Annotated in this window: 8 protein-coding genes; 6 read left to right on the top strand and 2 right to left on the bottom strand. The window is 65.0% G+C overall.

The window, feature by feature from the left end:
• The first annotated feature begins 59 nt into the window (after positions 1-59).
• Together IP86_RS06610 and IP86_RS06605 are read left to right on the top strand one after the other, a co-directional pair.
• Positions 60-1,775, top strand: coding sequence for a FecR family protein (locus tag IP86_RS06610; RefSeq protein WP_054161725.1), 1,716 nt, complete (start codon positions 60-62; stop codon positions 1,773-1,775).
• A gap of 233 nt (positions 1,776-2,008) precedes the next feature.
• Positions 2,009-4,312 carry a CHASE2 domain-containing protein gene (locus tag IP86_RS06605; RefSeq protein ID WP_054161724.1) on the top strand — a complete coding sequence of 768 codons (2,304 nt, stop codon included), beginning with the start codon at positions 2,009-2,011 and terminating at the stop codon, positions 4,310-4,312.
• Between the two features lie 75 nt (positions 4,313-4,387).
• On the opposite strand, the gene IP86_RS06600 is transcribed toward IP86_RS06605, so the two are convergent.
• Positions 4,388-5,272 carry a decaprenyl-phosphate phosphoribosyltransferase gene (locus tag IP86_RS06600; RefSeq protein WP_054161723.1) on the bottom strand — a complete coding sequence of 295 codons (885 nt, stop codon included), beginning with the start codon at positions 5,270-5,272 and terminating at the stop codon, positions 4,388-4,390.
• Positions 5,273-5,410: 138 nt separating this feature from the next.
• Between IP86_RS06600 and IP86_RS06595 the strand changes: the two genes are divergently transcribed.
• The 4 genes from IP86_RS06595 to IP86_RS06580 all read left to right on the top strand — a co-directional run bounded on the left by IP86_RS06595 (position 5,411) and on the right by IP86_RS06580 (position 9,975).
• Positions 5,411-5,800, top strand: coding sequence for a GtrA family protein (locus IP86_RS06595; RefSeq protein ID WP_197279657.1), 390 nt, complete (start codon positions 5,411-5,413; stop codon positions 5,798-5,800).
• Positions 5,797-7,098: an FAD-binding oxidoreductase gene (locus tag IP86_RS06590; RefSeq protein WP_054161721.1), complete on the top strand. Its 1,302-nt coding sequence runs from the start codon at positions 5,797-5,799 to the stop codon at positions 7,096-7,098. The genes IP86_RS06595 and IP86_RS06590 overlap by 4 nt, the downstream gene beginning before the upstream one ends.
• Positions 7,099-7,851, top strand: coding sequence for an SDR family NAD(P)-dependent oxidoreductase (locus IP86_RS06585; RefSeq protein ID WP_054161720.1), 753 nt, complete (start codon positions 7,099-7,101; stop codon positions 7,849-7,851).
• A 117-nt stretch (positions 7,852-7,968) separates the two neighbouring features.
• A complete protein-coding gene (locus tag IP86_RS06580; RefSeq protein WP_156332417.1) occupies positions 7,969-9,975 on the top strand; it encodes a hypothetical protein in 2,007 nt (668 codons plus the stop codon).
• Between the two features lie 29 nt (positions 9,976-10,004).
• Here IP86_RS06580 and IP86_RS06575 read toward each other — a convergent pair whose 3' ends face one another.
• Positions 10,005-11,420 (bottom strand): sensor histidine kinase, encoded by a 1,416-nt coding sequence (locus IP86_RS06575; RefSeq protein ID WP_054161727.1) that lies wholly within the window; start codon positions 11,418-11,420, stop codon positions 10,005-10,007.
• Positions 11,421-11,617 lie beyond the last annotated feature (197 nt).

The raw sequence follows: 11,617 nt of genomic DNA, 5'->3' as shown, positions 1-11,617 counted from the left end.
TGGATTGCTTCGCGGAGCCTGTCATCGGGCGGCGCTTTGCGCCGACCCGTTGGCTCGCAATGACGAGGCGCCGTGCATCGACCGCCCGCAGTGTTCTCGCCGCACTGATCGTCGCTCTGCTCGGCGGCAGCGCGATGGCGCAGGAGGTCGGCAAGGCCTCGGCGGTGAATCCGAACGCGACCGCGAACCTGCGCACCATCACCATCGGATCGTCGATCACCCACAAGGAGCGGATCCAGACCACCTCGGCGGGCTCGGTGCAGTTGCTGTTCGTCGACAAGACCTCGATGACGATCGGGCCGAACAGCGACCTGACGATCGACGAATACGTCTACGATCCGAACGCCGGCAGCGGCAAGCTGGCGGCGACGCTCGGCAAGGGCGCGCTGCGCTTCGTCGGCGGCCAGATCAGCCACAATGGCGACGCCGAGATCAAGACCGCGTCCGCCACCGTCGGCATCCGCGGCGGCGTGGCGCTGATCGGCACCAATCACGTCTATGCCGGCTATGGCACCTCGACGGTGTCGTCCGCCGGCAGCACGGTGTCGCTCGGCGCCGGCGAATACACCGCGCTGCAGGGCGGCCAGCCGCCGTCGCCGCCCGGTCCGCCGCCGCCCAACTTCGTGCTCAACCAGATCCGGCTGTTCCAGAGCGGCAGCGGCCAGAGCGGCGGCGTCGCGCGCGGCACGGCGTCTCCCGCCAATGTGCAGCGCGCCGAGAACCGCGCCACCGGCACGCCGGGCGGCTCGGTCGCCGGTTCGCTGACGCCGGCCCCGCCGCCGCCACCTCCGCCGCCTCCGGTCGCCGCCTCGCTCAACCAGACGATCCAGACCTCGACCCAGCAGGCGGCCGTCAATCAGATCGCCCAGGAGAGCATCGCAGCGCGTCCGTCGATCACGCTCTCCGGCTTCGTCGGCGCGCTGATGACGACGCTGACCAACAGCTCGACCTACTACACGGGGCCGTCGACCGGCACCGCTATCGGCACCGCCAGGGTCGCGCTCGATGCGACGACCGGGCGGGTGCAGGCGAATTTCGACGGCGGCGTCGCGCACGGCCCGAACACCCACTATCTGCCGACCACCTTCAACTATCAGTTCGGATCGACCGATCCGACGCTCGATTCGCAAAGCGGCTACGGCGACTACAATAATTTCGCCGCAGGGGCGCAGATGGACAAGACCGGCAAGCCGCTGTCGACGATCAACGGCATGGCGATCACCGACCACAGCGGCGCCATGGTGACGGTGACTCGCGACCAGGCGCGGCAATATGCCGATGGTGGAAGCTCCACGAATTTCTGCGACTGCGACTATACCCGGTGGGGACTGTGGGCGAGCCAGAGCACGCAGGGCCCGTATCTCGACACGGCGCTCGGATTCTGGGTCGCCGGCCGTCCGACCACGGCGGGCGAGGTGCCGCTGAGCGGGCAGGCGACCTATGCGGGCCACGTCGTCGCCAACATCGAGAATGGCGGTTCTCCGCAATATGTGGCGACCGGCAATTTCAGCAATACGGTGAATTTCGGCGCGCGCACCGGGCAGGTCGCGGTGACCGGGCTCGACAACACCAACTATGCGGGCCAGGTGCAGCTGATGCAGGATCCGCGCAACTTCGCCGGCTCGCTGGCCGGCGATGCCGGCGCGCGGCAGATGGCGCTGACCGGCAGCTTCTTCCGCGGCGCGAACAGCCCGGTGGGCGAGATGGGCGGCGCGGTGGCGATCTCCGGCGCCGGCTATCTCGGCGGCGGCATCTTCGCGGCGAAGATGAAGTAGCGGGAGCCCGGCTGGTTGCTTCGATCGGAGCGGGCGCGCTAAACACGCGAAGCCGTCGTGATCCTGAAAGCCTGGCCGCCCATGCGATCGATCGACTCCGTCGCCCCGCCATGTGTCGTCGTGCCCGGCCTGGTGCCGGGCACCGGCGTCTCGGGCCGGCCGCAACGCGTTCGGCGCCGGCCTGACCGTCGCCGCGCCGACGCGGCGCCGGCGGCGACCAGCGGACCAGCGTCATGCGGCGGCTGAGCCGCGACGCCGATCCGATCCTGATCCGCGCCACCCTGGTCTGGGTGCGGTTGCGGCGGCTGGCGCGCAGCAAGTCGGTGCGGGCCGTGGCGGCGGCGCTGGCGACGCTGATCCTGCTCACCGCGCTGCGCGCCTATGATCCGCGCATCGTCGGCGAGCTCAAGGAGCGCGCCTTCGACGCCTATCAGCGGCTGTCGCCCCGGCCGGTCGCCGACCTGCCGGTGCGCATCGTCGACATCGACGAGGCGTCGCTGGCGGCGTTCGGGCAGTGGCCCTGGCCGCGCACGCGGCTCGCCGCGCTGACCAAGCGGCTCGGCGAACTCGGCGCCGGCGTCGTCGCTTACGACATCATCTTCTCCGAGCCGGACCGCACCACGCCGGGCCGCCTCGCCGGCGAACTCGGCGATGCCGATCTGCCCGACCGTGACCTCACCGTCGCGCTGCTGAAGAGCCTGCCGGATCACGATGCGAGCTTCGCGCAGGCGATGCAGGCGACGCCGACCGTGCTCGGCTTCGCGGCGATCAGCGCGCGCAACACCACGCGGCCGACGGTGAAGACCGGGCTCGCGGTGGTCGGCGTCACGCCGACGCAGGTGCTGCCGCCGTTCCGCGGCGCCGTCGCCAACCTGCCGCTGCTCGATCAGGCCGCCGCCGGCATCGGCGCCATCAACCTGTCGGCGCGCGACCGCGCCGGCGTGGTGCGGCGGCTGCCGATGCTGATGTCGGACGGCACGCAGGTGTATCCGAGCCTCGCGATCGAGGCGCTGCGGGTGGTGCAGAACCAGAAGGGCATCGTGGTGCGCGGCACCGGCGCCAGCGGCGACGCCGACACCGGCCACGCGGCGCTGGTCGACATGCGGGTCGGTCAGTTCAAGCTGCCGCTGACGCGCGACGGCGAGGTCTGGGTGTATTTCGGCCGCGAGCGGCCGGACCGCACGGTGTCGGTCAAGGACGTGCTCGATCCGGCCAAGACCGCCGAGATGCGAGACAAGCTCGAGGGCACGATCGTGCTGGTCGGCACTTCGGCGTCGGGCCTGCTCGACGCCCGCGCCACGCCGCTCGGGCAGGTGGTGCCGGGCGTGGCGATCCAGGCGCAGTTGATCGAGCAGATCATCTCGCAGGATTTCATCGAGCGGCCGGATTGGGCCGACGGGTTCGAGATCCTCGCGACGCTGCTGCTCGGCACGCTGGTAACGGCGCTGCTGCTGGTCGCCGGCGCACGGTTCTCGCTGATCGCCTGCGGCGTGGTATTCCTCGCCGCGATCGGCGGCTCGTGGATCGCGTTCTCGCATTTCCGGCTGCTGATCGATCCGGTGTATCCGTCGCTGGCGACGCTGGCGACCTACGTTGCGGTCGAACGCGTGCTGCACGTCGCCTCGGTGCGCGAGAAGACCTTCGTGCGCCAGGCGTTCGGGCAGTATCTGGCGCCGGCGCTGCTCGCCAAGCTCGAACAGTCTTCCGAGGCGATGCGGCTCGGCGGCGAGATGCGCGATCTCAGCGTGATGTTCATGGACGTGCGCGGCTTCACGCCGATCTCCGAGACGCTGAGCGCGACCGAGCTGGTCGATTTCATCAACACGCTGCTGTCGCCGCTATCGGATGCGATCCAGGACGAACTCGGCACCATCGACAAATATATCGGCGACTCGATCATGGCGTTCTGGAACGCGCCGGTCGACGTGCCGGATCACGCCGCGCGGGCGTGCCGCGCCGCGCTCAAGATGCGCGCGGTGGTCGAGCAGCTCAACGATGTCGATGCATTCGGCTTCGCGGCGCGCGGGCTCGCCGACCCGGTGGTGCGGATCGGCGTCGGCATCAACACCGGCACCGCCTGCGTCGGCAATATGGGCTCGGCGAAGCGCTTCAACTACTCGGCGATGGGCGACGTGGTGAACGTCGCGGCGCGGATCGAGAGCGCCTCGAAGGAATTCCGCAGCGACATCCTGGTGTCCGAAGACGTCGCCCGCGCCGCGCCGGGCCTGGCGCTGCTCGAAGCCGGCGAGATCATGCTGAAGGGCAAGTCCAAGCCGACCCGGCTCTACGCGCTCGCCGGCGATGAGACCTTCGCCGCGACGCCGGAATTCGCCGAGCTGAAGCGGGCGCATCACCAACTGCTGGGCGCGCTGGCGACGCGCCGAAGCGACGCCGCGGCCGAAGCCCTCGCGGCCTGCCGGACGACGGCGCCGCCGTTCATGGCCGGACTCTACGAGACCTTCGCCGAGCGGATCGTCGCAGGCGAGGGCGCATCCGAGCCGCGATTGGCCGATGGGCCGCACGGCCACCCGGTGTGATCGCCGAGCCTCGGCGAGCTGTCAGCTCGGGGCGCCGCGACGCCGGGGCGATGACCTAAGTGAATTGCGATCGGGTCAGATCGAAGCGGGCCACAGCGCCCAGCCGCAGGCGCCGCCCCAGACCAGCACCGTCACCAGCAACGGCCAGTCGGCCAGTAGCGCATCGGTCGGGGACTCGCCGCCGTCGAGCGTTTCGACGACGAACCAATAGCGAAACAGTCCGAACAGAACCAACGGCACGGTGATCACCAGGGCCGGCTTGGCCGACATCACGAACATGCTGTAGAAGATCAATGCGCCGGTGGCGGACATTTCCGCATAGCGATCCACCAGCGCCACCGAGTATTTCTCCAGCACTTTGCGGCTGTCGGTTCCGCTCCGATTGAGCTCCTGCCGACGTTTGACGGCGGCCAGATACAGCGCCAAGCACAGCGTGGTGATGAACATCCACGACGAGACCGGGACATCCAGCGCCATCGCGCCGGCGTAAACCCGCAGCACGAAGCCGATGGCGATGACGAAGATGTCGACCACGGGCTGATGCTTCAGGACGAACGTATAGGCCAGGTTCAGCGCCAGATAGACCGCGATCACCACGACCACCTTGGGTGCGACGAACCATCCGACGATCAGGGCGGCGTACAGGCATCCTAGCAAGCCGAAAGCGGCGAGCGGCGTGACGGTCCCCGCCGCCAATGGCCGGCTCTTGCACTTGGTCGGATGACGACGGTCGCGCTCGACGTCGTGCATGTCGTTGATGATGTAGGTGGCCGACGCGGCGACGCAGAACAGCACGAGGGCGAACACCGCCTCGCGGATCGCCGTCGCATTCAGGAATTGTCCGGCGAAGATCAGCGGCGCCAGAACGAAGCCATTCTTCACCCATTGCTTCGGCCGCATCAGCTTGATCAGGCCCAGCATCTGCGCTACTGGCGGGTGAGCTGTCGTGGCGTTCTGCATTTCAGAAATCACTTCAAAAATTGCGAGTGCCGTTGTTACCAACCGCGATATCCAAAGTATCTTGATACCAGTGAGCCGATGCCGGAAAGAGTAATCTCCAGGCCGTATTTTGCAATGGTACCATCGTCAAAGCTGGCGATGTTCTACGCGACCTTTGCGGTGCTGGCCACAGCCATCAACATCGCCGCTCAAGATATCGTCGTCCGGGTCATGCACGGCGCTGTCGCGATCCCGGTCTCCGTGGTCGTTGGCACGGCAGCCGGACTGGTCACGAAGTACCTTCTCGATAAACGCTACATCTTCGGATTTCGTGCGCGCGACGTCGCGCACGATGCGCGGACGTTCGGCCTCTACACGGCCGCGGGGGTGGTGACGACGCTCCTCTTCTGGCTGGTGGAGTTCGGCTTCGCCTACGCCTTTGGTAGCAAGGAAATGCGCTATCTCGGCGGTGTCATCGGATTGTCGATCGGCTATCTGGCAAAGTACCACCTCGACAAACGCTTTGTGTTCCGTGCGGAGGCCGTATGATCCCGGTCTCCTCATGGGGACGTCTCACCGCGCAGCCGCACCACGTCGTCGCCCTGACAGATCCCGGTCAGATCAAAGCCGCGCTGAGTGCAGGGCCGTTTCCCGGCCTCGCCCGTGGAATGGGCCGGAGCTATGGTGACGTCTGCCTCAATCCTGACGGGACGCTCTGGAGCACGACGGCTCTGGATCATCTGATCGCGTTCGACGCCGGCACCGGGCGTCTGGTTTGCGAAGCAGGGGTGTTGCTGCGCGACATTCAACGTCTGGCGATCCCCCGCGGATGGAGCCTGCCGGTTACCCCCGGCACGCAGATGGTGACGGTCGGCGGGGCTATCGCCAACGACGTCCACGGCAAGAATCATCACCGCTGCGGGACGTTCGGTGATCACGTCCGGAACATCACGCTGATCCGGACCGATGGCGAGATCATTCATTGCGGTCCGGCCGCCAACCCGGAGTGGTTCGCGGCAACGGTGGGCGGGCTGGGACTGACGGGGGTGATCGCGCAGGCCGAGATCCAGCTGCGGCCTGTCGCCGGCCCATGGCTGGACACCGAGACAATTCCGTTTCAGGACCTCGATCAGTTCTTCCAGCTCTCCGCGGAATCCGAGGCCGACTGGGAGTACACGGTGTCGTGGATCGACTGCGTCGCCGAGCTCAGCGGGCGCGGACTGTTCATGCGAGGCGTCGGCACGGCGAGCACGCAGCGCCCGCCGCGCAAGGGACGGTCGTTGACGATGCCGATCGTCCCGCCGGTGTCTCTGGTCAACCGGCTGACGCTGCGACCGTTCAACAAGGCTTATTACTATCTCAAGAGCCGGCCGCCTCACCGGACGACGGCGCATTACGAGAGCTTCTTTTATCCGCTCGACAATCTGCACGAATGGAATCGGATGTATGGGCCGAAAGGCTTCTTCCAGTATCAGAGCGTGTTTCCCCCGGAGAGCGGCCGCGAGGCGGTCCAGGCGATGCTGAAAGACATCGCCTGCTCGGGCGAGGGGTCGTTTCTCGCGGTCCTGAAGACGTTCGGCGATTGGACAGCCGCCGGGATGCTGAGTTTCCCGCAGCCCGGCGTGACGCTCGCGCTGGACTTCCCGAACAACGGCGCCCGGACCGCCGGGCTGTTCGAACGGCTCGATGCCATCGTGCGCGAAGCAAAGGGGCGGATCTACCCCGCCAAGGATGCGCGAATGCCGCGCGATCTGTTCGAAACCGGCTATCCGCGGCTGGGAGAGTTTCTGACGTATCGCGACCCCGGCATCAGCTCCGCGCTGTCGCGCCGCCTGATGGGAAGTTGAATGAGCAGCAGGACGAGAATCGTCATCGTTGGCGCGACCTCGGCGATCGCCGAGCATTGCGCCAGAGTGTGGCTCGAGAGCCGTCCCGCCGACCTCGTGCTGCTCGGCCGCGACCGGCAGCGCCTCGAGCGGACGGCGAACGATCTTGGCGTGCGCAGCCCGCATTCCGAGATCCGGATCGTGCAGGCGGAGTTCCTCGACCCCGTCGCCATCCAGGCGGTGGTCGACGACATTCTGCAACAAGGCGGCGTCGACATCGTCCTGATCGCGCACGGCTCGCTGCCCGACCAGCGCGGATGCCAGTCCGATCTGGCGGCGTGTCGCGACGCTCTCGAGATCAACGGCGTCTCGCCCGTGCTGTTCGCCGAGGCGTTCGCCAACCGCATGGCCCAGGCCGGGCGAGGGACGATCGCGGTGATCGGGTCGGTCGCAGGGGATCGCGGGCGAAAGTCGAACTATGTCTACGGGGCCGCCAAGGGACTGATCACCCGTTACGTCCAGGGGCTGCAGCACCGATTTGCCGGGACCAAACTCAGGATCGTGCTGATCAAGCCGGGTCCCACCGACACGCCGATGACGGCGGAGCTCAAGGGGCAGGGCGCTCGACTTGCTCCTGTGGAGAGCGTCGCGCGGGAGATCGTCGCCGGCATCGACGCCGGCAAGCCGACGGTCTACGCGCCGGGCAAATGGAAGATCATCATGACGGTCGTGCGGCACATTCCGGCGGTGATCTTCAACAGACTGGAGATCTGACGAATGAACGTGCCACTTTGTTGTCGACGAAAGCGTATGCAACGCCACATAGCCGTGGCAGTGCGATAGGCAGATGTCGCGCAACTAATCAAAAATTCTGACATCAGGAGATTGTCGGTGGACTCGACCGTTTCGTTGCGCAGAGAGCCGTTGGTGATTTGCGCCGTAGCCGCATTCTGGGTCGTCGTGATGGGGCTTTTGTCCTATCTCTACGTCTTTAAGCACTCCATTCTTCACGGCTACATGGCCGACGATTCATTTTTCTATCTACAGTCGGCAAGGATGTGGGTCGAACGCGGCGTCCCGTCTCTCGACGGGATTGCGCTGACCAATGGCTTCCATCCGCTTTGGTTTTTGCTTGTGTCCGGCTTGACCTACCTTAAGCATGGGTTTCTCCATATCTTAGCAGTTCAGACGCTTTTTCATGTGGCGGCGATCTTGCTCTTGTTCGAGCTGGCATCCCGCAATAGGCAGTTCATCAACCCCTATTATTGGCTGGTTCTGCTGCTTCTCTATCCGCCGCTTCTGGTGACCAGTTTCAACAATTTGGAGACGTCGCTCTTCATATTCTTGATTGCGGTGAATCTGATCTTTTTCGCCTCTGCATCCTACGAGGAGGCCTTAGATTACTTCAAGCAAGGGATACTTTTCGGACTCCTTTTCCTGGCGCGCACAGACAGCCTGTTCTTTGCGATTTCGCTTTCCCTCGGCATCGCTGTGCGGGTGGGGCTCCACCGTCGAATGCCGATGTTCGCATTGGCGGGAGCTGCGGGCGTTCTGTTAGTTGCTTCACCGTACTTACTATACAATCAGTTTGTTTTTGGAGATATTCTCCAAAGTTCGGGAAAGACATTTCTGCTGTTCCAGCAGACATATCAGTCCTTCCACGGTACTAACCATGCGATCATGGTTCGGCGGATTGCTGCGCTGAAGGAATACCTCTGGGAGAATTTGGGCGCGCGCCTTTACGTTCATCCCATCATTTTCTATGCGACGTGGTTCGCCACAGGATTGCTGCTGGTTCGTCGTAGGTTGGTGCCGAATGGCCAAGTCGTTTTGATCGGATGGTGCGCGTTTTCGCTCTACTTGCTGATGGTGTGCTGCTCTAACGCTTATCGATTGGTATGGCGCGAATGGTATTCTGCGCCATTCTATCTGATGTTCCTGTTTAATGTCGCGGTTCTGTCGTCGCTGTGCGACAAATGGAGACTGGGTAGAATTGCGTTGGTTGGGGTGCTGATCTGGATGTGGACGGCATCTTGGGGGCTACTTCGCGACGGCCATTGGCCCCTCCAAAGACTGGCGCTTGGGCATCTCGCGCAGATGACAGCTCCTTTCCGCCCCGACGCCCGCATCGGTTATATGGATGCCGGTATTGCGGCATACTATTCGCCCCATCTGAAGATCACCAATCTGGATGGCGCGGCGAACAACGAGGTGCAGCCGTTTATCGCGCGAGGCCGGCTGTTCGATTACATTTCTTCGCGAGGTATCGACGATTTCGTCTCCGGCCGCCCGTGGCACTGGCGCAATTGGTTAATGGGGTTCGGCTCCGGGTTTCAATACGCTCATCGGGGTGGTGGGTGGCACCACGTGCTGAAAACCAATGAGGAAGTAGTCGCCAACTATTATAGAACCTCGATCGGGATTGATGATTTTGATTTCGAAAGATGGCTGGGGGCTGGCTGGTCCTATCCGGTGCCGAGAAGGGATCCCTCTGTTGATGGCGCTTGGAATAGCCCTTCCTACTCTGATCCACCGACTGCCGAGTTTCTTCGCGATGGAGTCTGGACGGACGGATCTGAGGCGCACATCTACCTTCCTATTGCGCGCGACGTGAGTTACGAAGTGTCGCTGATGGTGAAGTGCGCGCCTGCGATAGAAGGCGGAGTTCCCGTGCAGGTTTATGTAGCGGATCGCCTAGTGCTCGACGCGAAGGTGACCTCAGCTTCAGAGCGGTCCCCGCTGAAAATAAGACTGCAGGGCCAAACGCTCGGCCTGATGACAGAAGTTAGCTTGAAGATCGGTAAGACCGCGAATTTAAGGAAGCTCGGACTGTCTGCGGATGCTCGCGATCTCGGACTAAATATCGCGAGTATTTCTCTGCAGAAGATTGATGAGTAGAGAGCGAAACCGTCCGGCAACCTCGTTGACTAATCAGCGGGGGCCGGACGAGGCTCATATGCACCGACACCCGCGCTCGGCAGCGTGAAGCTGAAGACGGTGCCGCCTTCGGCTGGGGTCGAGGCGCTGATCGAGCCGCCATGGGCCTGGATGATGGTCTGCGAGATCGACAGGCCGATGCCCATGCCGTCCGGCTTGGTGGTGGCGAAAGGCTGGAACATCCGCTCGGCGATCTGGGCGTCGAGGCCCGGGCCGGTGTCGGCGACCACGACTTCGACCATGCCGGCGGCGGCGGCGCGGCTGCCGATCCTGAGCCGACGCTCCGGCTCGTCGCGCATCGCCTCGAAGGCGTTGCGGATCAGGTTGAGGAACACCTGCTGCACTTGCACCTTGTCGACCAGCACGCGGTCGCTTGCCGGATCGAGCGCCAGCGCGATGTCGACCGGGCGGTCGCGGGTGACGACCGAGGCGAGGGCGAGCGCATCCTCGGCGATCGCGCGCAGGCTCTCGACGGTCTTGTCGGTCTCGCCGCGGCCGACGAAGTCGCGCAGTCGCTGGATCACCGCGCCGGCGCGCAGCGTCTGCTGCGCCGCCTTGTCGAGCGCGGCGCTGATCTTGGCCTTGTCCGGATGGCTGCTGGCTTCGACCAGCCGACGCGAGCCCTGCACGTAGTTGGTGATGGCGCCGAGCGGCTGGTTCAGCTCGTGCGCCAGCGCGCTCGACATCTCGCCCATGGTGCTGAGCCGTGCCACCCGCATCAGCTCGGCCTGCAGGCTCTGCAGCCGCTGGTCGGCCTCCTGCTGCCGCGCGGTGGCGCGCTGGTGTTCGAGCAGGAAGGCGGCGATCGCGGCGCTCGCCACCGCGAGAATCAGCAGGCACGCGGTGATCAGCGCCGCCGCGAGGCTTTCGCGGTCGTGCTTGTGCATCCGTTCGGTGAGCAGCGCCTGCTCGACGCGGGTCAGCGCCGTCAAACTCGTTTCGACGCGTTCGGTCAGCCGGTCGGTGCGCGCCTGCTCGAGAATATCGAGTGCCTCGTGCATCCGCTCCGGGCCGAGCTCGATGACACGGCCGAGCTGAGCGGTGCGCATGTCGACGAACAGCCGCAGTTCGTCGACCCGTGCGACATGCTCGCGATTGTCACCGACCAGCGCGCGCAGGCTGTCGAGCCGTGAGGCCAACGCCTCGCGGGCGCGGCCGTAGGCGTCACTGTAGCTGTCGATGCCGGTGAGCAGATAGCCGCGCTCGTTGGTCTCCGCCTCCAGCACGGCGCGCTGGATGCCGGAGATCGCCAGCAGCACGTCGTTGGTGTGCTGCACCCAAGAGAAGCTGTCGCGCAGCCGCATCAGATTGAGGAACAGCGCGCCCGCGATGACGATGAACAGCAGCAGCGTGGCGCCGAGCAGCAGTGGCGCCTGGGTGGATGTTGCGAGCGATTTGCGAGGCATGACGGTCATCAGGATCAGTGTCCGGCTACCCTAGGTCGCAGACCCACAAAGCTCAATGCGCTGAAGGGCGACCTTCGTCTGGCAGGGGCGAGATGCGGCTGGGGAGGCGCGATTCCGGTGCGCGTTGTTCCGTCTGAAGGAACGCGCCGGCCGTCTTGGTCAACGGCTGCTGTCCCTGCGCGGCGCGCGCCGGACTC

This window comes from Rhodopseudomonas sp. AAP120 (assembly GCF_001295845.1).
GTDB lineage: Bacteria > Pseudomonadota > Alphaproteobacteria > Rhizobiales > Xanthobacteraceae > Rhodopseudomonas.
The sequence above is the reverse complement of the archived record's forward strand: the minus strand, read 5'-3'. Positions and strand labels throughout refer to the sequence as shown.

Bases quoted from the DNA above. Each gene is read 5' to 3' on its own strand.
- IP86_RS06585 (WP_054161720.1), top strand. From the start codon at position 7,099: ATGAGCAGCAGGACGAGAATCGTCATCGTTGGCGCGACCTCGGCGATC.
- IP86_RS06575 (WP_054161727.1), bottom strand. From the start codon at position 11,420: ATGCCTCGCAAATCGCTCGCAACATCCACCCAGGCGCCACTGCTGCTC.
- IP86_RS06600 (WP_054161723.1), bottom strand. From the start codon at position 5,272: ATGCAGAACGCCACGACAGCTCACCCGCCAGTAGCGCAGATGCTGGGC.
- IP86_RS06595 (WP_197279657.1), top strand. From the start codon at position 5,411: ATGTTCTACGCGACCTTTGCGGTGCTGGCCACAGCCATCAACATCGCC.
- IP86_RS06590 (WP_054161721.1), top strand. From the start codon at position 5,797: ATGATCCCGGTCTCCTCATGGGGACGTCTCACCGCGCAGCCGCACCAC.
- IP86_RS06610 (WP_054161725.1), top strand. From the start codon at position 60: ATGACGAGGCGCCGTGCATCGACCGCCCGCAGTGTTCTCGCCGCACTG.
- IP86_RS06605 (WP_054161724.1), top strand. From the start codon at position 2,009: ATGCGGCGGCTGAGCCGCGACGCCGATCCGATCCTGATCCGCGCCACC.